Here is a 21,104-nt window from a genome sequence, read left to right on the forward strand (position 1 = left end):
GTACAGCTTACGGCAGTGTTTTATCTTCATTCAGATCTATATTCACGCACCGTATAAGCGTTAAACTCTCAGAATTACACCCAAGCTGATTCCCAATCTTTCCAAACGGGATTAAAACCTCTCACTTTCATCGCAGCGCATACCTCATTAGGCGCTCGTTCATCACTAATCTCAAACTGATCTAATTGAGTATCGGGTTCCAAATAACCACCAGGTTGGGTTGAACTTCCTGCGCTCACCTGAGTCACCCCAAGTCCAAACAAGTTATCGCGCAATTCAGCGGATTCGCGGGTCGACAGACTAATTTCAAGCTGATGATTAAACAGACGAAAAGCGCAGATGAGTTGCACTAAGCCTTTATCAGTTAACTCAACTTTGGGGACTATGCCACCGGTACATGGTCGCAATCTGGGCAGAGAGACACTGTAACGCGTTCGCCAAAACTGTGATTCTAAGTATGCGAGATGATGACCCAGCAGCAAAGCATCTAAACGCCAATCATCTAAGCCAAGCAGGACTCCCAACCCAATTTTATCAACCCCAGCCCTTGCAACTCGCTCCGGAGTTTCGAGTCTATATTCAAAGTCTTTTTTATTGCCCCGAGTGTGGTGTTTAGCATAAGTTTGTGGGTTATAAGTCTCTTGATAGATCATTACAGCATCAAGCCCAAGTTTTACTAGTTGCGAATATTCTGTCTCTTTAAGCGGCTGAACCTCCATCGCCACATAACTAAAGCTGGCTTTAACACTGGGCAAAACTGAGCTGAAATAATCGATGCCGACTTTGGTTTCGTGTTCACCAGAGACCAATAAAATGGAGTCATAGTTCATCGACTTAATCACCGCCACCTCAGCGTTTATCTCATCCAAACTTAGGGTTTTTCGCTTAATACGATTACTCATGCTAAATCCACAGTAATCGCATTCATTAGCACATAGGTTCGATAGATACAGTGGCAGATACATGCCTATATTGGCCCCGAATCGTTGTCGAGTGAGTAAAGCCGAGGATTGAGCCATCTGCTCAAGGTAGGGCTCAGCCGCCGGAGACAAAAGAGCCAATAAACTATCTAGAGAACCTTGAGGGTTCAGCAATGCCTTTTCTACATCTTTATGTGTGCATGAATAAAGCGTTAAGCTCAACTTTTCCCGAGAGAGTTCTTGTAAGTATGAGAGAAAACTCATTTTCTCCCCTCCACTTCGTCCAAATAACACCGGCTTACACTAATCATTTAAAAATCCCGTCAATGGGCTGGTATTACTCGCTTGCTGACTCATTTGGCCCAAACCAGCAAGGTAAGCATCCCTACCGGTTTGTACAGCTTGAGCGAAGCATCGTCCCATGGCGATAGGGTGTAAACTACTTGCGATCGCCGTGTTAACTAACACAGCATCAGCACCAAGCTCCATGGCCCTTAACGCTTGCGATGGGGCCCCAATGCCCGCATCAACGATCACAGGAATATTAGCCTGTTCGATAATGATCTTTAAAAATGGCTCTGTGATCAGTCCCTGATTGGAGCCTATCGGGCTGCCTAAAGGCATCACAGCCGCACAACCAACCTCTTCTAATCGGCGGCAAAGCACCGGATCTGCATGGATATAAGGCAATACGATGTAGCCTTTTTCACAAAGGATTCTAGCCGCTTCTAACGTCTCTATCGGATCGGGCATCAGATACTTGGGATCTGGGTGTATCTCCAATTTTATCCAAGAGGTGTTTAACACTTCTCGAGCGAGTTCAGCCACAAAGATGGCCTCTTTTGCATTTCTTGCCCCAGCAGTGTTAGGTAACAGCTTGATACCACTTTGTAACAGAGGCGATAAAATATCATCGAGGCCGGTTTTAAGGTCTAGACGTTTCATCGCCATGGTGACTAGTTCTGACTCTGTGGCTTTGATAGCCGCTAACATAGTGTAAGAGGATGAGAACTTACCTGTGCCAGTAAATAATCTTGATTGGAACTCATGATCCGCAATTTTTAGCATACTAGCCTCCCGCTACCACTGAAAAGATCTCAATTTGATCTGCAACTTCACAAACCTTTTCTTGCCAATGACTTCTAGGGATTATCTCGCCATTACACACCACGGCCACTGATTTAGGCTCAAGCTGCTGTCGGGTAATCAATCCCGCTAAACTCATTCCCTTAGGGATAACGAGTACCTCATCATTTATCACAAGTTCTATCATAAACTCGCCATTTTCCATCACCTCATCTCCCCTGTTAATACTCTGCATGACACGCCTCTTTTTGAGTATCTAAAAGCAACGGCTTAATAACACTTACACACACAGGGCACTTAGGATTTCTACTCAAGCTTGCTTCGCGCCACTTAAATTTCAATCCATCAAATCTGAGCAACTTGCCGAACATTTTCCCGATACCAAGTAAAAGGTTAATCGCCATTAAGCTTTGCATTGACGCCAAAGTCCCAACCATAGGCCCTAACACACCGGCAGTGCTGCAACTTGTGGTCACGAGAGAGTCTTGTGGAAATAAACAGGTATAACAACCAGCATTGGGCGCTTGCTTCAGATCAACTGTAAACAGGTATCCCGAAAAGTGCGCCACCGATGCGGTCACCAATGGGATATGTAAACTGACACATGTTTGATTAACACGGTGACGAGTCTCTAAGTTATCACTGCAATCGAGCACAATATCAGCCCACTCAACGGTGCTGCTGGCATTATCGAGTGATAGCCGCTTTGTGATACCATTGATCTCACAATTAGGATAACGCTGTATCAACTTGTCACGGGCACGCGTAGATTTATACTCACCTATATCCTTATCATCAAATAACAGTTGTCTGGGTAGATTAGAACTTTCAACACGATCATCATCAACTAAGGTTAAATGCCCAACTCCAGCTGCTGCCAAGTATTGTGCAGCTAACTGCCCTAAGCCGCCAACACCAACAATCAACACCTTGGCATTCTTTAGTGTTGATTGGCCAAGTTCACCGACCTCAGGCAGTAAGATCTGTCTTGAGTAGCGCATAAACTCATCATCACTGAGTGGCATCACATGCCTCCCATAACTCAGAGAGTACTTGGTAAGCTTTAGCTGGATCTTCAGCTTGAGTCACCGCTCTCACGACTGCAACGTCATGAACTTGAGTTTGCTTCACCTCTGCAAGCTTAGAGGCATCGATTCCGCCAATGGCCACTAAAGGATAATGTTCACCCAACAATGCAACATAATGCTTCAGCTTATCTAAACCTTGCGGCGCAGAGGGCATCTCTTTAGTCGTTGTGGGAAAAATATGTCCTAAAGCGATATAAGAAGGTGTAATTTGATTAGCCAGTAACAACTCAAAATAACTGTGGCTCGACACGCCCAAAGCCATACCAGCTTTGGCTATTTTAACAAGATCAGCCGAGTACAAATCCTCTTGCCCTAGGTGTGTGCCATAAGCACCATGTTTAAGCGCAAACTCCCAATGATCGTTGATAAACAATTTGGCTTTATAATCACGACCCAGCTGAACAGCCAAATTTATCTGATGATCTATATATTGTGCTGAGCCCTCCTTAATCCGCAGTTGAATCGTCTTAGCCCCTGCGCCAAGTAAACGGTGCAATAAAGCGACGGTGTCCACCACCGGATACAGACCCAAACGTTCATCTATGGAAAGAAACTCAACGCCATCTGGTAATGAGGGACCTGAATCCAATGTGGTGATCTTGGGATAAATGCTCAAATCCGATGGCCATCCCGTTCGTGCTAGCGGGCCAGCGCCCTTGCCAACCTGATAGCTCACGGTGATTCCCGCAGTCACATAAGCTTTAGCCACAACTACCGCATCATGTAGTACATAACCTTGAGCCAGAACGCTTGCGATTGCAGAGCTTAAGGTACAGCCACTGCCATGAGTGTTTTTACTCTCAATACGCGAACCCGATAGCAGGAAGCTTCTCCCTTGATGAAATGATGAGCTCCCTTTTGCATCACAACAGACAAAAATATCTTGTGAACATTCAGCAAGCCAAGTTGGACCAAGATCGCCTCCTTTGGCTAGCACATTGCAGCTCAACTGTTTCGATAAGCTTTGCGCTGCTTGCAGACACGCGGCTTGATCGGCTAACCCCGTTGCTGATTTATTACCATTAACTGAGGAAGAGTTCATCTCGCTCTTGTCCACCAGCGCCGCTAGTTCTGCAATATTGGGCGTAATTAAGGTTAACAAACCGTCAAATGGTGAAAAATCTAAACTAGGATTTAACGCATCACCACAAGTGGCAAACATCACGGGATCCAAAATGATATTAACCTGCACGTCACAACGCTTCTGGTAGTTGCTTAATTCATCCCTAAGCCAGTTAGCAAGTAAAAAGATCTGACTTTGGTTGGCTAAAAGTCCAATTTTGATCGCCGCTGGCGGCAAGTCTTGCAACAGAGTATTGAGCTGTGAGCTAAACATCTCTTTAGAGACGGCTTCAACCAAACTGACAGTCACGGAAGATTGCGCCGTTAAACACGTCAGCACACTGCAGGGATGGCAGCCTAGATCTTGTATCGTCAGTAAGTCGGCCTGAACACCCGCTCCACCGCCGCTATCTGAACCTGCAATGGTCCACACCACAGGCTTAGCAGCTAAAGGTTTTAGTTTTAGCATTGGCATGGCTTAAACCTCAGCGTCGACTAAATCAACATTGCCAGCGCTTGCTTCATGATAAAGCTCTGCTCCTTTAGCGTTAAATTCTGCCGACATCTTATCCATTCCCGCCTGAATGTCCGTGGCATTTTTCGCTTGGTAACTGGCATTCGATTGCAATTTTATCTCTTGCGCCGCCGCGTATTCACGCACCTCTTGGCTTATTTTCATGGAACAGAACTTAGGGCCACACATGGAGCAAAAATGAGCAACTTTAGCCGATTCTTGTGGCAAAGACTCGTCGTGATAAGCGCGAGCCGTTTCAGGGTCAAGTCCCAAGTTATATTGGTCTTCCCAGCGAAACTCAAATCTCGCCTTAGACAAGGCATTATCGCGGATCTGCGCCGTTGGATGTCCTTTAGCCACATCACCAGCGTGAGCGGCTATCTTGTAGGTAATTAATCCCTGTTTAACATCTTGTTTATTCGGTAAACCTAGATGCTCTTTTGGCGTGACGTAACAGAGCATGGCACAACCATACCAAGCGATCATTGCCGCACCGATCCCCGATGTAAAATGATCGTAGCCCGGTGCAATATCCGTAGTTTGCGGGCCTAAAGTATAAAATGGTGCCTCATCACACACCTCAAGCTGCTTATCCATGTTCTCCTTGATAAGATTCATGGGAATGTGACCTGGGCCTTCGATAATGGTTTGAACATCGTACTCCCAAGCGATTTTTACCAACTCACCTAAGGTTTCTAGCTCACAAAATTGTGCCTCATCATTGGCATCTGCAATCGAACCAGGGCGCATTCCATCCCCTAATGAAAGCGACACATCATAGGCAGCACACAGTTCGCAGATCTCTCTGAAATGCTCATAGAGAAAGTTCTCCGTGTGATGAGACAAGCACCACTTAGCCATGATAGAGCCACCACGAGACACAATGCCCGTAACACGCTTGGCCGTCATTGGCACATAGCGAAGCAGCACTCCCGCATGTATGGTGAAATAATCCACACCTTGCTCTGCTTGTTCAACTAAGGTATCTCTAAAAACCTCCCAAGTCAGATCCTCTGCCACGCCATTGACCTTCTCCAGAGCTTGATAGATAGGCACTGTTCCGATGGGCACTGGTGAGTTACGAATGATCCATTCTCGAGTTTCGTGAATATAACGTCCGGTGGAGAGATCCATCACAGTATCAGCCCCCCAACGCGTTGACCAAACAAGCTTTTCAACCTCCTCTTCAATCGAAGATGTTACAGCCGAGTTACCAATGTTGGCATTCACCTTCACCAGAAAATTACGGCCAATGATCATAGGCTCTGCTTCTGGATGGTTAATATTCAAGGGAATAATGGCTCGACCACGGGCGATCTCTTGGCGTACAAACTCTGGCGTGATCACTTGCTCTATGGAAGCTCCGAAACTCTCTCCTTTGGCTTTTTGCCTCAAGACCGCATCGGTAATGTCACTTTGATCCATATTCTCGCGGATGGCGATGTATTCCATCTCTGGGGTAATGATGCCTTTTCTTGCGTAGTGAAGTTGAGTTACACACTTGCCAGCTTGGGCTTTTCTTGGAGGAAGCAAAGAATCGAATCGAAGATGATCCAACCCGTCATCGGCCAGACGTTGTTGTGTAAAACCGGAACTCACACTCTGCAGCTGTTCAGTGTCACCCCGTTCCTCAATCCAGCTCTCCCTGAATTTAACCAAGCCTTTACGCACATTGATTTCAGCATCAGGGTCTGAGTATGCACCAGCACAGTCATACACTTTTAGTGGGGCATTGGATTCAAGGATTGGAGCTGATTCGGTGCCACCGACCATAGTATCGGACTGTAAGATTTGACGCATGCCAACATGCAAGTCTTCACGACTACCGCTCAGGTATATTTTTTCAGAATTAGGGTGTTGAAGAGGTTTCAACGTATCAATAAACTGTTGAGCTTGAGCTCGGGTTTCACGACGATTTGACATAAGCAATCTCACTTTAAAAAGAAATGAAGTTGCTTGTCTGGAGATGTTGAACAGCAGGTACATCAACAAAATATGATGCAGCAAATAAAAACAATTAACTCAACAGCGAAAATGAAAACGTAAAATCACTACCACAAAACCCACGAATTTATTGTAATTATCATGCTTGTTTCCTTCGCTGGTATTAACCAGATCAGGTTCAACGGATCCCGAATAAACGGTCTCAGCCCTTAGGCACTCCGACAAGATGGAAACGAGTATAAACGTAAAACAACAAAATAAACAAGTGATTCCACTGAGATTAAACATCAGTTAGCATGAAAAATATAGATAATATTAAATAGTTGATAAAAATAATAATTTATTAATAAATCCAATTATTGATCAAACAAATTAAATTACAGATGAATATTTATCACCTTAAAGCTAACGTCTTATGCCCATTTTTTCAGCTCTTGCCGCAATGGCTTTCTGCAGATCCGATACCAATGACTTACCATCACATCGAAATGGATAGCCTAAATTTTCTGCATGAGGATTAATGGGGTTTGGGGTTTTTACTACCCGATAACAGGTCGAACCTTGCTTAACAATACGATTAGGATCCAACTCACTATCAAACGTTCGAGTCTCAGCCCAAATATCATGCTCAGGAAGTTCTAAAATAATCATCTCACCATCCATCTCACTCAATGAGCGCTTGCGGGTATAACGTATCGACTCCTCAATCATCAGATCATCTAGCGCTTGGGCTCGTTGCCTTTGAAAGTAACCTTGAGTAGATTGGCTTAAATTGAGACTTGGTTTGCTTATCTGATGTAAAGCCCCTTTATTAGGCTCTTGATCTTCGATGCCTTCGGGCTGTTCTTTATCTTCGGCTAATGGAACTTCAACTTCTTTAACAGCATCAAGGTTTAACGGCTCATCGACAGATTTAGGCTCTAATGGGGCAGACTGTTGAACAACATTTGTTATTTGCTCAACAACAACCCTACCTTGTACCACTTCAATATTAGGTTCGTAATAAATATAGGCCTTCAATTTGGGCCATTGCTGTTTTGGGAAGTGTAAAATTTGTGGTTGCCATGCTTGCTGAAGGAGCAGAATAAGTAACAGATGGCCAAGGGTAACAATAAACAAAAAGATGAGATTTGTCCGATAGCGATTAAGCCCATTACAGCCAGATGAATGAGCTAGGTCTTTAAATCCATCAAGGTTATTTTGAGCCAGAGTTGAGTTGCTTTTCACTAAGTTTACATCAATAACACCGAACTCAGATAGCCCGATTAATGAATCACACTCAGCTGAAAAACTCGCTAAAGTAGGCACACTCCCTTTACTCACCTTAAACTTAACTGCCTCATCGGGCAACTCATCTAAGTTGACGGTAAATTCTTTAGCTTTATCACTTGTGAACATCACTGTATCAATTCCATTTAAACCGTTTCATTAATACCAATAGCGAGATGACAAACAGATGAAGATTAATACTAAGATGTTACAGCCGATACTAAGTTCATTTTAAAAATCAGATTGCATAGAACAATTAGTATTGATCATTCCAATGTACATTAATGCTAGATTGTCTAAGTAAAAGCACTACCACTGAGCGTACACGTGTACGCTCAGTGGTAGTTTTAAAAACTGAATACTGTTAGACTCACCGAAAAGGTCTAACCAAAAGTTTATTTATCCTATGTCGTCTCAGGAAATGTGCCAGCAAACAGCACCTAAACCAGTCATCAATTCAAGTGGTTATACCGCAACTGAAGAAGCTGCAAACAGCATCAGTCACGCCTTGGGAATTATTGCAGGGGTTGTGGCCCTTATTTTCTCCATAATCAAGGGGCAAGACACTCTTACGAGTATTGAAATGGCTGGCGTGGTTGTTTATTGTACCAGTATTATTTTACTTTTCTCCTGCTCTACAGCCTATCACAGCGTCTCAAACCCTAAGTGGAAACACAGACTAAAAATTGCCGATCACTGCGCCATCTATTTTCTGATAGCTGGTACTTATACTCCATTAATGTTGTTAGCGCTTAAAGGCGAACAGGCAAATATAATTTTGATAGCCATATGGGCATTAGCCTTGGGTGGCGTGTTATTTGAGACTTTGTTTATTAGCCGATTTAAAAAATTAAGCGTCATTCTGTATCTTGCCATGGGATGGCTGTGTGTCACGGTAATGGGTGACATGATAGTCAATATGACACCGCTAGGTTTTCAACTTCTGATCGCTGGAGGATTATTTTATAGTTTAGGCGTGATTTTCTATGTGGGTAAACGTATTCCCTATAACCATGCAATTTGGCATCTGTTTGTACTTGCTGGAGCAGTAAGCCATTTTCTCTGTGTTTATCTGACCTTACTTTAAACACCCTGACTGAGGGTTATGCATGTACATCCGTACTATTATCGATGTACAAAATGACGCACATATCTTAAAAAACTAAACGGCAACTACCCGCTTATTTTTATTGGTTAAACTCGCTAAAAATTTGTTCAAGTTCAATAGCCTCTGTGTTCATACCGACTAAATGACACATTTCTATTATGCACTCTACAGTGCATAATCCTCCTTGGATCTGATTGCGTCTTAGGTTGAACTGAGATGATGTTTGCTGCGAAAGAGCAAATTTCTTCGCAACTTTTAAGTACGGGCTCTGCCTTAACATTTTTCTCGCTTCTTGCCAGGTCGCATCTAATATGATGATGGTTTGCGGCGGACTGTCCAGATACTGAGTTTTACTATCAAGTTCAAGGTTCAAATTTACCTCCTCACCACTCTCCAATGCGGTTTCGGCTTTAGGAAACAGAACAGCTGCTTGAGTACTTGCCAGCAAGGTCAATACTTCCTTATTTGAGTCAACTCTTGACCAGATAACACGAGAACACCATTGGGGATACAAATTAAGTGCCAAAATGCCTGTATTTGTTGGACGGTCAACCTCTCGCTCATGAGTTAATAATATAACCTTCATCTCTCTCTCTATACTGGTCATTAAGGTTCATAAGGCCCAGTCACAAAAAAGCTCATTATCAATAAAAGAATAATGAGCTTAAGGTGACGAACACAATCGCAAGCTATAAAATTAAGCGTACTTGATCACTTTTCGAAGTGCGATCTGTTGTTTTAACTTAGAAAGATGATCGGTAAACACCACACCATTAAGATGATCCATCTCATGTTGAAGCACAATGGCTAAGAAGGTATCCGTTTCAATTTCAACGTGATTTCCCTCTCTATCAAGAGCTGTCACTTTAACTTTCTCATTTCTAGCAACTTTAGCTCGATAGCCAGGAATGGATAAACAGCCCTCTTCCCCAACGAATTCACCTTCCGCTGCAATGATTTCAGGATTAATCAAAACCTGCGGTTGATCTCTATCAGGTGATAAGTCGATAACTAATATCGCATGCTCACTACCGACTTGGGTTGCTGCGAGTCCAATACCATCCTCGGTGTCATACATGGTTTCTAACAGATCATCTATAAAACCCTGTACCACATTGATATCAGCAACTGGCTTAGCTTTTCTTTTTAATCGTTCATCGGGTATGGTGAGAATATCCAGTACGGCCATTAAAATCACATTCAAACAAAAAAATTTGGCGTTATTATGACTTAATTAACTTTAAAGGCAACGTTGAACAATAGATAAAGTTAATCGATATTCCCGATTTGATCCTCGCACACAGCTGGCAACAGTGAAATAACAAGTTTATTACCTTGTATTCCCTTTTTGTAATCGCTAGCATAATGTAATCGTATAAAATATACCGGACGAACAATGATGACTAAAATTGCACGAACTCCATTGCCCAAAACGTTTTTTGTGGCCAATACAATGGAGATTTTCGAGCGCTTGGCTTGGTATGGTTTTTTTACTTTGTCATCACTCTATATGACCTCACCAACACTGCAAGGTGGTTTAGGGTTTAGCGATCAGGAGCGTGGCCTATTACAAGGCATGATCCCCTTCTTTCTCTACCTTTTTCCTGTCTTAACAGGCGCGCTTGCGGATCGATATGGTTATCGGAAGATGTTTCTTATCGCCTATGCCATCATGAGCCCAAGTTACTTTATTCTCGGACAGGTAGAATCATTCGCAGGTTTCTTTATTGCCTTTATGGGGGTTGCGCTAGGCGCAGCTTGCTTTAAACCAGTGGTGACAGGAACGGTTGCTAGAACCACTGATGAAACAAATCGCGGTCTGGGTTTCGGGATTTTCTATATGATGGTCAATGTTGGCGGCTTCCTTGGTCCTTTTATCGCAGGCTACGTTCGTGCAATTAGTTGGGATTGGGTTTTTATTATGTCCTCGTTCTGGATTGCAGTGAACTTCATCCCTGCACTACTTTTTTACAAGGAACCCACTGATCAAGCCAAACAAAAAGGCAAGCCATTAAAAGCGGTATTCGCCGATATTCAGGAAGTATTGGGGAACCTTCGTTTTGCAATTTTATTCTTTGGTACCTTAATTATCTTAATGTCATATGGAGCAAAATGGCTAACGGGCTCCGAAACTCTTCTCGTTTATCTTGCTTGGTTTAGCGGGCACTATTTATGGAACCTGAGCGCCAATACACAAAAAGATGCACCTTGGTACAGACAAAAGATAGCCGTCGGCAATAAAGCTTTTGTCACCTACCTCTTAATATTATCTGGCTTTTGGATGGTGTATCAGCAGATATTTATCACCTTACCTATCTATATTCGTGATTTTGTCGATACTTCAGATCTCGTGGCAATGCTGGCTCACTATCCTAGTTTATTAGCCTTCTTTGCACATGTTGATTTAAGTTCTCTGCAAACCGAGCTGTTAAGGCTTGCTCAGGCTGTATCTGGTCAAGAGATAGATATCAAGCACGCGTATTTCGAATTAGTACACTTAAAAGTAATGGTCCCAGTTAATGAACTTAGCCAAGGATTGACAGCTATCGCATCCGATCCGGCAAGAGCCAGTGATTATGCGCAAACATGGGCGGAACAACATAGACAAATAAACCCAGAGTACTTAATAGGGCTCAACTTCCTCTCTATCGTGCTGCTTCAGATCATCGTAAGTCGTTTTATTGAGCGTTTTCAGGCTTTGCCTGTACTGGTGGGCGGAACCATTATTCTTGCTCTAGGGACTGCGTTAGGTGGAATAGCGCACGGGATGATAATGGGGGGAGCCATGGTGCTAACTTCCATACTGGTCTTCTCTCTCGGTGAGATGGTCGCTTCACCCAAGAGTCAGGAATATGTCGCCAGCTTTGCCCCACACGATAAGAAAGCCATGTTTATGGGTTACTATTTCGTCTCATCAGCAATTGGTTTTCTACTTGCTGGACCACTGTCAGGCTATCTTTATTCCGAAGTTGCGAAAAAAGCAGAGCGTCCCGAACTCATGTGGTTCATCATCGGAGGGTTTGGTCTTCTAACCGCAATAGGGCTTATTTTGTTCAATAAATTCAGCGCTAATAAACTAGTCCCCGTCACCGAAACTCAAGTAATTAAAGCAAGTGTCGAAGGTGCATAGGTAAATACAGCATTTACATCCAAAGCACACGCCGGAAACCTCGGCGTGTGCCACCCTCTTAAATATCCATTAAAACTGAGACTGAATAGCAAACACCCATTTTGTTTCCTCTAGCTCTAACTCATCGATACGGCTTACTTCATAGCGGTAGCGGACTTCCCATGACCACTGTTCACTGAGACGATAGCCAAGTGATAGCCACGCAGTCCCCTCAAATCTCTCTCGGCCATCAATAGCTGCACTGACTTCAGTAGACAGTTGGTTATACCATCGGTCAGTCCAAGGTTTCAATATAGAGACGCTCGCGTTGGCTGCAAAACTGTTACTGCTGGAGTACTCGTCGATACTAAGGTAATTGGCCGCAATTTCTGTAAAAACTAAAGTCTCATGCCAGCCTATAAACTCACTGATCACACCAACTTGGTATTGGTAGTGACTAAGCCGACCGATCTCAGTGTCTGTTTTACCATGATTAATTTTGGCGCTAATGTTGAAGTTGTTACCGGTCCCCACAGGAACATAGAGATAAGATAAGGTCCATTTATCTCCCCCTAGATTGGTATTTAACTCAATTTTCTGTGTCTCTCCTCCTAATCGCCCACCGACTTTAAATACATCGGCATCAAATCCTATCCCTATAGAAGTCGTCAAGTTAAGCGGATCTGCTATGTGACGGTTTAGCTGAGCTTGAGCTGAAGTTGAGACGCCAGAGAAGATAATCAGTACTAGAGGAAGAGTAAATCGAGTTGGATATGGCATTTGTAACACCGTGAAAAATTGTAGTATTACTTTAATAGAATTCGGCATCAACAGATTTCACCCTATATTACAATGCATTAACCATTTTAAATCATGAAGCTATAAACATCTCTGAATGTATCCACTGCAATCGAGTGCTGTAGCATATCTCTAGTCAGCTTCTGGATATCTCGCTATGATAAATGTCTCTAATGATTTGATGAGAATGGAATGCCAGAGCAAAAGGCTGTTAGCCCAATAGAAAGAATTTGGTTTGTCGTTAACCTCATCCCTAAAGGTAATGTGAGTTCCTATGGAAAAATTGCCGATTTAGCGGGTCTTCCGGGTAGAGCAAGATACGTTTCAACGGCACTCAAACGAGCACCTAAAGAGATGGACTTGCCTTGGCATAGAGTAGTCAATAGCCAAGGAAAAATTTCGTTTGAAAGTCAGTCACAAGCTTATCAACATCAGATGGAACTATTAAGACTTGATGGAGTACAAGTGAACCGAGGCAGAATTTCATTGTCTGAATATGAATGGAAACCAGATCTTGCCACTCTCATGTTCGAGATCCCTTTTTAACGGAATGATGCAGTGCTTGCTATCAAGCAGCAAGAAAGGCAAGATAAATTATATTTAGGCTTAGCTGCAACATAGTTAATCAATTAAATAGCTAAGCAATTAACCATGAGCGTTACAAGATTAGAGCTGAAATTTAGACAACTGTATTTGAGGAGACCTCTTTGTCAAAAGGTAAACACCTGATTATAGCAACACAGCTTTTAAGCACTAGTTTTGCCCTTTCGGCCGCGCCTAACCCACTAACTCCCCAAACAGCTGAATATCAAGTCAATTACGGCAGTATTGAACTAGGAAAAGCTAGGTACCAACTCCCCGCAGCCGAAGGTAATGTTTACCAATACCGTTTCGATAGCGACGTGAGCCTGTTAGTACTATCAGATAGAAGAAATGTTCGCAGTGATTTCATCTCAGATGGCGAACAATTAACACCTATGCGTTATACCCATAATCGTAAAGGCACAGGCCCTAGCTTTCAGGAACAAGCTGCCTTTGCTAAGGAGCAATCTGTTGTCCATAGCCGTTATAAAGATGAGCGCGCTAAGTTACCCTATACCGATATTTTATATGACCCATTGATGGTGCAACTCCAGTTCCGTATCGACTTGGCCAAAGGTAAGGAAGATCTTCACTATGCCATGGTGAAAGAGGGAGAAATAGATGAATATGACTTTCGCATCGTAGGTAAAGAGCGGATGAATATAGACAGTGGCAGTTATGAAACGATTAAGATTGAAGTGGTAAGAGACAGTAAAAAGCGGCAAACATTTTTTTGGATGGCACCAGATCTCGGCTATTTACCAGTGCGTCTAACGCATTTTGAGAAAGGCAGTAAACAGCTTGATATTAAATTACTAAACTATCAGTTCTCTGAGCCACAACAACAGACAGTAAAAAGCCTACCAGTAGATTCTGAAGCCCTTACACAGCCTTAAATTTATCAGACGGCTTAGACGAAATGAGAAAATGCCCAAATGGAGACAACCATTTAGGCATAATAATGGCGATAACTAACCGTATGCTAGGACTGTTCACTTCGTTGATAATGCTGCTCAACATTTTTAGTGAATGTTCCCCATGCCGAATTTTGCACACGAGCCTGATGAAGCTCAAAAGCTGTTCGACTTATAAGGACTAGCCTTTACGTTGCTGCAAGTAATCTATAATGTCACTCGACTCATATAGCCAACGCACAGTGTCGTTTTCTTCAATGCGAAGACAAGGAACCTGTTTTTTACCGCCTCCCTCTATCAATTCAGATTTATAAATTTCGCTAGAATGTATATTTTTGTGCTCGAACTCTAGTCCCATCATCTTTATAGCTAGTAGCACCTTGATGCAGTACGGACAGGTATTGAAGTAATAAAGCTGTAGATCACTCAGTTTTTTAACTGACATTTTATTTCCTTAAAACATAATGAATGCAAATTTAGTAAAGAGTTAAACACCAAGTAATCAAACTCATTCATAGAGGAGGTATTCTCACTCCTTTGCGAAACAGTTCCCAATCACCTGCGCCTAATATATGCCACTCTTCGTTATTGGTTAACGGGCGAGTCGCTATCACTGTCACGATATCATTGGGTGTTGTCTCTTTATCGAAATCAATAACCACATCAGTGTCGATAAGTGTTGCTTGCCCAAATGGCGCTTTACGGGTGATATAACACAGATTATTGCTGCAATAACTCATCAAATGTTCACCATCACTTAAGATCATATTGAACACGCCCAAACCGCGGATCTCATCAGCCAAACTGGCTATGTATTGAAATACAGGTCTAGCATCTTCGGGCTCTTGCTCGCCATACTTCTGCACCACTTTTTCTAATATCCAACAAAAAGCCAGCTCGCTGTCTGTAACACCTACGGGGTGAAAGCGAGAGACAATAAATTTATCTTCATAATCTGACAACTGACCGTTATGGGCATAGGTCCAGTAACGCCCCCAGAGCTCACGAGTAAAGGGGTGGGTATTTTCAAGTGAGACACAACCTCGGTTAGCTTGCCTGATATGACTGATCACCACTTCGCTCTTAATCGGATATGATTGGATCATCTTAGCGATATGGGACTCACTGCTTGGGCAGGCATCTTTAAAGGTACGACTCCCCTTACCTTCATAAAAAGTGATGCCCCATCCGTCGACATGCGGCCCAGTGACACCACCTCTTTGCGCTAAGCCGGTAAAGCTAAATACTATATCTGTCGGCACGTTCGCGCTCATCGCCAGTAATTCACACATCAAATTTGCCTTTTTATTTTTACTTCTTATTTTCTATTCTAACTAGTTGAAGCTAAAAGTGGAATCGTACACAAAAACTAAATATTTAAACGTTTGTTTTAAATAATGCTTGTATTAAATAACACTTCAGTTTAAATTTTACGCGACACAGGTCAGACCACAACCTATAATTGTGATATTGATCTATGTAAATAATTGGCGATACGTCATCAATAGATCGCCCTATTAAGGAGAATAACAGTGACTACCCTACTTTGGACTCTTGCAATGCTTTTTCTGTTAGGTGCATTAACCTATCTCAGAGTGTCTTTGCTTACATCTAGTTTTATCGCCGCTATCGTCCTTACGATCGGCACAGCAACTGAAGCTGTTAGTCCCTTAACTTGGATTATCTTTTTCGTTATCGCATTACCGTTAAATATCAACTCATTTCGTAAGACTTACCTGACTAAGCCCATGCTTAAGATGTATCGCGGCATCATGCCTGAGATGTCTTCGACCGAGAGAGAAGCCATTGAAGCGGGTACGACTTGGTGGGATGCCGATCTTTTTGCCGGAAAGCCTGACTGGAAAAAGTTGCACAACTACCCAACAGCACGTTTGACCGCTGATGAACAAGCATTTATCGATGGCCCAGTAGAAGAGGTGTGCAAGATGCTAAATCAGCATCAGGTCTCTCATCAACTTGGTGATCTTCCTGAAGAAATTTGGCAATATCTAAAAGATCATGGCTTCTTTGCCATGATCATTAAGAAAAAGTATGGTGGCCTCGAATATTCAGCTTATGCACAATCTCGTGTGTTACAAAAGTTAGCGGGATTAAGCAGTGAGTTAGCATCGACCGTAGGTGTGCCTAACTCTTTAGGTCCTGGCGAATTACTCCAACACTACGGTACTCCAGCCCAGCAAGACCATTACCTTCCGAGATTAGCAAAAGGGTTAGAAGTCCCCTGTTTTGCACTCACCAGCCCAGAAGCTGGCAGTGACGCAGGTGCTATTCCTGATTTCGGTATCATCTGTAAAGGTCAGTGGGAAGGTGAAGAAATACTAGGAATGAAACTCACCTGGAATAAGCGTTACATTACACTCGCACCTGTTGCAACAGTATTGGGCCTTGCATTCAAACTTCAAGACCCAGACAGTTTATTAGGTGATAAAGAGGATTTAGGCATCACCTGTGCCCTTATTCCAACCGACATTGAAGGTGTTGAAACCGGACGCCGACATTTTCCACTTAACTGTATGTTCCAAAATGGGCCCACCCGCGGCGAAGAAGTCTTTGTACCATTAAGTTTTATCATAGGTGGACCAGAGATGGCAGGCCAAGGCTGGCGTATGCTGGTTGAGTGCTTATCAGTGGGGCGTGGTATTACTTTACCATCAAATTCTGCAGGTGGCATTAAAACTGCTGCTATAGCAACCGGTGCGTATGCACGTATTCGCCGTCAATTTAAGTTACCTATCGGCAAACTCGAGGGTATTGAAGAGCCGATGGCACGTATAGGCGGTAATGCATACCTAATGGAAGCCGTCACTAGCTTAACAACTACTGGTATCGATTTAGGTGAAAAACCTTCAGTTATCTCAGCAATCGTTAAATTCCATCTCACCGATAGAATGCAAAAATGTGTTATCGATGCAATGGATATCCACGGCGGTAAAGGCGTTTGTCTTGGGCCAAACAACTACTTGGGTCGAGGTTATCAGGCTGCGCCTATTGCAATCACGGTTGAAGGGGCAAACATTCTGACCCGCTCAATGATCATCTATGGTCAAGGGGCAATTCGTTGTCATCCATATGTGCTCACGGAGATGGAATCAGCGTTTGATACCGATGCGGAGAAAGGCTTAAGTGATTTTGATGCTGCCATATTCGGCCATATTGGATTTACTGCCAGTAACCTTGTGCGTAGTTTCTGGTTAGGCTTGACCTCAAGTCGTTTCTCTAATGCACCCTATTCAGACAAAACTAAACGTTATTATCAGCATATGAACCGTTTCAGTGCTAACTTAGCCTTACTGTCCGATCTGGCGATGGCGACACTAGGTGGTGAGTTAAAACGTAAAGAGCGTATATCAGCTCGATTAGGTGACCTCTTAAGTCAACTCTATCTTGCTTCTGCAACCTTAAAGCGTTATCAGGATGAAGGTCGTCAAACTGAAGATCTCGCCTTAGTACAGTGGGCCGTTGAAGACTCACTTTATAAGCTCCAAGATTCACTTGACGATCTGTTAGATAACTTCCCTATGGGACTTGGTCCTGTACTTCGCGTTATTTTGTTCCCGTTTGGTCGTCCACTTAAGCGTCCTAGTGACATACTTGATCATAAAGTGGCTAAGATAATGCAAACGCCATGTGCAAGTCGAGAGCGCTTAGGTAAAGGTCAGTTCTTAACGGCATGTGAAAACAACCCTGTCGGTATTCAAGAGCAAACGTTTATAGACATTATTGCTTGTGAGCCACTACACGATAAAGTGTGTAAAGCTGCAGGCAAACGCTTGCCGTTTATGTGGCTTGATAAAATCGCCGCAGAAGGTAAAGCACTTGGGATATTAAGTGAAGATGAGATAGCATTGCTTGAACGCGCTGAAATTGGTCGAATGAAGTCAATCAACGTTGACGATTTTGATCCTGATGAGCTTAAAGCCATGACTATCGCTAAAACTAAACATGAACAAGCAGCTTAATTGCTAGTAGGTTTGAGCAAAAGGAGGCTTTAAGCCTCCTTTTTTATTCACTTTTTAATGATACTTGGTTATAGCCTTACCAACATTTATTTACCGTCAATGATATTCTCTGCAGCAATCACCTCACCATTAGCTTTTTTCGCTAACGTTGCTTTTTCTGCTTCAACAAGACGACCATTTCCAGACTGCTCATCTTGGGCTTTCGCGAAGTTCTGCGCCTCTAGAGGCAGTAAACTGATTAACTCGATACCATTTTTAAGTTCAGTATCAGAAGCGGTAAAGATGTTAACGTTGCCTTCTTCCACATAAATAAGAGGCATCGCAGTTTCACCGTACCTGTCTTTAAAATTCTTAAAGGTGAAATTGTCAGTGATGTTAGTGCTCTTTATCAGAGCCCCCTTCGCCATTAAACTGGCTAATTTGGCATAAGTAACAGACTCACCAAACAAGCACAGACTCTTTTGGTAGGATTCTGATAGCCGATGTCTGGCACTCGCCTCTTCATTATGCATCAAACCAAAGACTTTTTTACTACCAAAGAGATCCTGAAAATGAAAACTCACTAATGGATTAAGCTGACGATAGGGTGAGATCACTAACAGTCGACCTATTCCTTTCATATCCATGAAATTGGCTGCGTGCTCCGACGCCGGATTACCGAAATAAACAGGAATATTATCCATTCTAGCCAACCTGATATTATCCCAGTTATTGTCAGCCAGAGTGACCGTAATATTTTTTGATTTAAGAACTTTTGCCAAGGCTCGGGGGAAACTCGCTGCACCGAAGATCAATAACCCTTGAGATTTTCCTGCATTAACACCTAAAAATCGTGCCCATGGCCCAGAAGTTAAACTCTGAATAACGACAGTCCCGATAATAATGAGAAATACCAAAGGGACAATTAATCCAGCCCCTGCCACCCCCAAACTTTCAAGCTTGATGGCAAACAGTGAAGAGATAGCTGCTGCAACGATGCCCCGTGGTGCCATCCAACTTAAAAACCATTTATCAGGTCGACTCAGAGAAGTCCCGATGCCGCAACACCATACACTTAAAGGTCTAGCAATAAACATCACTACGGCTAACACAGCCAAACCTTCCCAACCTAAGCTAAGTAACGCATCGGAATCAAGCCTTGCAGCGAGTAAGATAAACAACGCCGAAATTAATAGCACTGTGAGGGTTTCTTTAAATTCGATAATGTCAGCGATGTCCACGTCACGCATATTGGCTAGAAATATCCCCATCACAGTAACAGTCATTAATCCTGACTCCTCCTGCACTATATTTGATGCGACAAAGACGCCCAACATAATGGTCAATACCGCTGTATTTCTTAGGTAATGAGGCAATAAATTGTTTCTTAGTATGTAGCCGACAAAAAATCCTGTTACAGCACCGAAACCCAGCCCGACACCTAACATATAAGCCAAAGCATGCAGTACATGTGTAGTAGGATCCGCTGCAACGGCAATATATTCGAATACAAGCACCGCCAATAGTGCACCGATAGGATCGATGACAATACCTTCCCAACGCAGAATACTTGCCAATTCTGATTTTGGCCTTATGCTACGCAACATAGGGACTATAACCGTTGGTCCGGTGACGACGACTAACGCACCAAAAAGCATCGCCATCTCCCAGCTAAAATCGAGTAAGAAGTGGGTAGCAATACCAATACAAGCCCAAGTGATTAAAGTTCCTATAGAGACTAAGTTCGTCACCATACGCCCATGATCTTTTATCTCTTTAAAATTAAGTGTCAATGCACCTTCAAAAAGAATCACAGCTACGCCTAAGGAGATAATAGGAAAAAGAAGATCGCCAAAGATTTCGTCAGGCTTAAGAAAACCTAAACCGGGCCCTATAATCAAACCACAAAGCAAAAGTGGCAGAATAGCCGGAAGTCGCATCTTCCAGCCTAGCCATTGACAAAGCAAAGATAAGACGCCCAACAAACCCAACATGGCAGTGATCTGCTCAACCATAAAACGTTCCTTAATCGTGTTTCAGTTTATAACCGCAGTATTGAGTATATGTCAGCGATGAATATTACGTAGGTAACAAGCTAACACACCTTAATGTTAGTACTAGCAATGCCTTATATTAACAATATAATTCTAATAGAGACTCGTTGCTTTCTGTCTATTAACCCAGTTTATGTAAACTCGTATTTCCAAGTGACTTGATATATTAATGGAGCAAGATATTACATTAATAGCTGATATTGCCAGTACATTTGTAAACAATATGGGTTGGCCAAAATGGAAAAGCGACTCAGATTTTAACAAGCACAGGACGGAAGATGACAGATAAATGTCACATACAAAAAAGCCCTCGTCTTTCGACAAGGGTTTCGTTGTTTGGCAAAGCGGAGCGGACTCGAATATGCCTTCGGCACGTGAGACAGGCCGCTTTCTATTCAAAAGAGGCTAACCAACTGAACTATCGCTCTTATCACTGAACGAGCATATTTTATTTTCACATACAAAAAAGCCCTTGTCTTTCGACAAGGGCTTCGTTGTTTGGCGGAGCGGACGGGACTCGAACCCGCGACCCCCGGCGTGACAGGCCGGTATTCTAACCAACTGAACTACCGCTCCTAAACTGTTCTGTCTATATTGATACGACCAAACGGGACTCAAACCCGCGACCAAGGGCGTGACAGACCGCCCTTCTTTGCAAATAGCCCTAACCAACTGAACTACTGCTCCTAAACTTACT

The 21,104-nt window shown here is 43.1% G+C and carries 18 protein-coding genes, 1 tRNA gene and 1 riboswitch; of the genes, 5 read left to right on the forward strand and 14 right to left on the reverse strand.

Annotation, left to right across the window (positions count from 1 at the left end):
- Positions 1 to 74: 74 nt before the first annotated feature.
- From thiH to HWQ47_RS14475, 7 genes are all read right to left on the reverse strand, one after another.
- A complete protein-coding gene (thiH, locus tag HWQ47_RS14445; protein ID WP_269966789.1) occupies positions 75 to 1,184 on the reverse strand; it encodes a 2-iminoacetate synthase ThiH in 1,110 nt (369 codons plus the stop codon).
- 39 nt (positions 1,185 to 1,223) lie between these two features.
- The gene (locus tag HWQ47_RS14450) at positions 1,224 to 1,988 is read right to left on the reverse strand and encodes a thiazole synthase (protein ID WP_269966790.1); all 765 of its coding nucleotides are present in this window, start codon (positions 1,986 to 1,988) and stop codon (positions 1,224 to 1,226) included.
- A 1-nt stretch (position 1,989) separates the two neighbouring features.
- Positions 1,990 to 2,241, reverse strand: a complete 252-nt coding sequence (gene thiS, locus HWQ47_RS14455) for a sulfur carrier protein ThiS (RefSeq protein WP_269966791.1) — start codon at positions 2,239 to 2,241, stop codon at positions 1,990 to 1,992.
- Positions 2,228 to 3,031, reverse strand: coding sequence for a HesA/MoeB/ThiF family protein (locus HWQ47_RS14460; RefSeq protein WP_269966792.1), 804 nt, complete (start codon positions 3,029 to 3,031; stop codon positions 2,228 to 2,230). The genes thiS and HWQ47_RS14460 overlap by 14 nt, the downstream gene beginning before the upstream one ends.
- Positions 3,018 to 4,625 (reverse strand): thiamine phosphate synthase, encoded by a 1,608-nt coding sequence (gene thiE, locus HWQ47_RS14465; protein ID WP_269971753.1) that lies wholly within the window; start codon positions 4,623 to 4,625, stop codon positions 3,018 to 3,020. The genes HWQ47_RS14460 and thiE overlap by 14 nt, the downstream gene beginning before the upstream one ends.
- A gap of 9 nt (positions 4,626 to 4,634) precedes the next feature.
- On the reverse strand, positions 4,635 to 6,593 hold the full coding sequence (gene thiC, locus HWQ47_RS14470) for a phosphomethylpyrimidine synthase ThiC (protein ID WP_269966793.1): 1,959 nt from the start codon (positions 6,591 to 6,593) through the stop codon (positions 4,635 to 4,637).
- Between the two features lie 153 nt (positions 6,594 to 6,746).
- Positions 6,747 to 6,845: riboswitch (TPP riboswitch) on the reverse strand.
- Between the two features lie 174 nt (positions 6,846 to 7,019).
- Positions 7,020 to 8,015 (reverse strand): hypothetical protein, encoded by a 996-nt coding sequence (locus HWQ47_RS14475; protein WP_269966794.1) that lies wholly within the window; start codon positions 8,013 to 8,015, stop codon positions 7,020 to 7,022.
- Positions 8,016 to 8,289: 274 nt separating this feature from the next.
- Here HWQ47_RS14475 and trhA point away from each other — a divergent pair, with 274 nt between their 5' ends.
- On the forward strand, positions 8,290 to 8,970 hold the full coding sequence (trhA, locus tag HWQ47_RS14480) for a PAQR family membrane homeostasis protein TrhA (protein WP_269966795.1): 681 nt from the start codon (positions 8,290 to 8,292) through the stop codon (positions 8,968 to 8,970).
- A gap of 100 nt (positions 8,971 to 9,070) precedes the next feature.
- Here the strand turns inward: trhA and HWQ47_RS14485 are convergent, their stop codons facing one another.
- Together HWQ47_RS14485 and def are read right to left on the reverse strand one after the other, a co-directional pair.
- Entirely contained in the window at positions 9,071 to 9,598 is a 528-nt protein-coding gene (locus HWQ47_RS14485) for a tRNA-uridine aminocarboxypropyltransferase (RefSeq protein ID WP_326515425.1), read from the reverse strand.
- A gap of 90 nt (positions 9,599 to 9,688) precedes the next feature.
- Positions 9,689 to 10,180, reverse strand: coding sequence for a peptide deformylase (gene def / locus HWQ47_RS14490; protein ID WP_269966797.1), 492 nt, complete (start codon positions 10,178 to 10,180; stop codon positions 9,689 to 9,691).
- Positions 10,181 to 10,390: 210 nt separating this feature from the next.
- On the opposite strand from def, the gene HWQ47_RS14495 reads away from it, so the two are divergent.
- Complete coding sequence (locus HWQ47_RS14495) at positions 10,391 to 12,121, forward strand: MFS transporter (protein WP_269971754.1); 1,731 nt, start codon at positions 10,391 to 10,393, stop codon at positions 12,119 to 12,121.
- Between the two features lie 69 nt (positions 12,122 to 12,190).
- On the opposite strand, the gene HWQ47_RS14500 is transcribed toward HWQ47_RS14495, so the two are convergent.
- Positions 12,191 to 12,880 carry a hypothetical protein gene (locus tag HWQ47_RS14500; protein WP_269966798.1) on the reverse strand — a complete coding sequence of 230 codons (690 nt, stop codon included), beginning with the start codon at positions 12,878 to 12,880 and terminating at the stop codon, positions 12,191 to 12,193.
- A 210-nt stretch (positions 12,881 to 13,090) separates the two neighbouring features.
- Between HWQ47_RS14500 and HWQ47_RS14505 the strand changes: the two genes are divergently transcribed.
- Together HWQ47_RS14505 and HWQ47_RS14510 are read left to right on the forward strand one after the other, a co-directional pair.
- Positions 13,091 to 13,444 carry an MGMT family protein gene (locus HWQ47_RS14505; protein WP_269966799.1) on the forward strand — a complete coding sequence of 118 codons (354 nt, stop codon included), beginning with the start codon at positions 13,091 to 13,093 and terminating at the stop codon, positions 13,442 to 13,444.
- A 161-nt stretch (positions 13,445 to 13,605) separates the two neighbouring features.
- A complete protein-coding gene (locus tag HWQ47_RS14510; RefSeq protein WP_269966800.1) occupies positions 13,606 to 14,376 on the forward strand; it encodes a DUF3108 domain-containing protein in 771 nt (256 codons plus the stop codon).
- Positions 14,377 to 14,575: 199 nt separating this feature from the next.
- Here the strand turns inward: HWQ47_RS14510 and HWQ47_RS14515 are convergent, their stop codons facing one another.
- Both HWQ47_RS14515 and HWQ47_RS14520 read right to left on the reverse strand, forming a co-directional pair.
- Positions 14,576 to 14,839, reverse strand: a complete 264-nt coding sequence (locus HWQ47_RS14515; RefSeq protein WP_269966801.1) for a glutathione S-transferase N-terminal domain-containing protein — start codon at positions 14,837 to 14,839, stop codon at positions 14,576 to 14,578.
- Between the two features lie 67 nt (positions 14,840 to 14,906).
- On the reverse strand, positions 14,907 to 15,686 hold the full coding sequence (locus HWQ47_RS14520; protein ID WP_269966802.1) for a class II glutamine amidotransferase: 780 nt from the start codon (positions 15,684 to 15,686) through the stop codon (positions 14,907 to 14,909).
- 240 nt (positions 15,687 to 15,926) lie between these two features.
- On the opposite strand from HWQ47_RS14520, the gene fadE reads away from it, so the two are divergent.
- Positions 15,927 to 18,374 carry an acyl-CoA dehydrogenase FadE gene (fadE, locus tag HWQ47_RS14525; protein ID WP_269966803.1) on the forward strand — a complete coding sequence of 816 codons (2,448 nt, stop codon included), beginning with the start codon at positions 15,927 to 15,929 and terminating at the stop codon, positions 18,372 to 18,374.
- An 86-nt stretch (positions 18,375 to 18,460) separates the two neighbouring features.
- On the opposite strand, the gene HWQ47_RS14530 is transcribed toward fadE, so the two are convergent.
- Positions 18,461 to 20,368: a cation:proton antiporter gene (locus HWQ47_RS14530; RefSeq protein WP_269966804.1), complete on the reverse strand. Its 1,908-nt coding sequence runs from the start codon at positions 20,366 to 20,368 to the stop codon at positions 18,461 to 18,463.
- 538 nt (positions 20,369 to 20,906) lie between these two features.
- Positions 20,907 to 20,983: transfer RNA gene (locus HWQ47_RS14535), tRNA-Asp, on the reverse strand.
- Between the last annotated feature and the right edge of the window lie 121 nt (positions 20,984 to 21,104).

Source organism: Shewanella sp. MTB7, assembly GCF_027571385.1.
Classification (GTDB): domain Bacteria; phylum Pseudomonadota; class Gammaproteobacteria; order Enterobacterales; family Shewanellaceae; genus Shewanella.

Excerpts from the sequence above, each read along its gene's own strand:
- trhA (WP_269966795.1), top strand. The coding sequence starts at position 8,290 with ATGTCGTCTCAGGAAATGTGCCAGCAAACAGCACCTAAACCAGTCATC.
- HWQ47_RS14500 (WP_269966798.1), bottom strand. The coding sequence starts at position 12,880 with ATGCCATATCCAACTCGATTTACTCTTCCTCTAGTACTGATTATCTTC.
- HWQ47_RS14460 (WP_269966792.1), bottom strand. The coding sequence starts at position 3,031 with ATGCCACTCAGTGATGATGAGTTTATGCGCTACTCAAGACAGATCTTA.
- HWQ47_RS14515 (WP_269966801.1), bottom strand. The coding sequence starts at position 14,839 with ATGTCAGTTAAAAAACTGAGTGATCTACAGCTTTATTACTTCAATACC.
- HWQ47_RS14450 (WP_269966790.1), bottom strand. The coding sequence starts at position 1,988 with ATGCTAAAAATTGCGGATCATGAGTTCCAATCAAGATTATTTACTGGC.
- HWQ47_RS14485 (WP_326515425.1), bottom strand. The coding sequence starts at position 9,598 with ATGACCAGTATAGAGAGAGAGATGAAGGTTATATTATTAACTCATGAG.
- HWQ47_RS14530 (WP_269966804.1), bottom strand. The coding sequence starts at position 20,368 with ATGGTTGAGCAGATCACTGCCATGTTGGGTTTGTTGGGCGTCTTATCT.
- thiE (WP_269971753.1), bottom strand. The coding sequence starts at position 4,625 with ATGCTAAAACTAAAACCTTTAGCTGCTAAGCCTGTGGTGTGGACCATT.
- def (WP_269966797.1), bottom strand. The coding sequence starts at position 10,180 with ATGGCCGTACTGGATATTCTCACCATACCCGATGAACGATTAAAAAGA.
- thiC (WP_269966793.1), bottom strand. The coding sequence starts at position 6,593 with ATGTCAAATCGTCGTGAAACCCGAGCTCAAGCTCAACAGTTTATTGAT.
- HWQ47_RS14520 (WP_269966802.1), bottom strand. The coding sequence starts at position 15,686 with ATGTGTGAATTACTGGCGATGAGCGCGAACGTGCCGACAGATATAGTA.
- thiH (WP_269966789.1), bottom strand. The coding sequence starts at position 1,184 with ATGAGTTTTCTCTCATACTTACAAGAACTCTCTCGGGAAAAGTTGAGC.
- HWQ47_RS14495 (WP_269971754.1), top strand. The coding sequence starts at position 10,391 with ATGACTAAAATTGCACGAACTCCATTGCCCAAAACGTTTTTTGTGGCC.
- HWQ47_RS14505 (WP_269966799.1), top strand. The coding sequence starts at position 13,091 with ATGCCAGAGCAAAAGGCTGTTAGCCCAATAGAAAGAATTTGGTTTGTC.
- thiS (WP_269966791.1), bottom strand. The coding sequence starts at position 2,241 with ATGCAGAGTATTAACAGGGGAGATGAGGTGATGGAAAATGGCGAGTTT.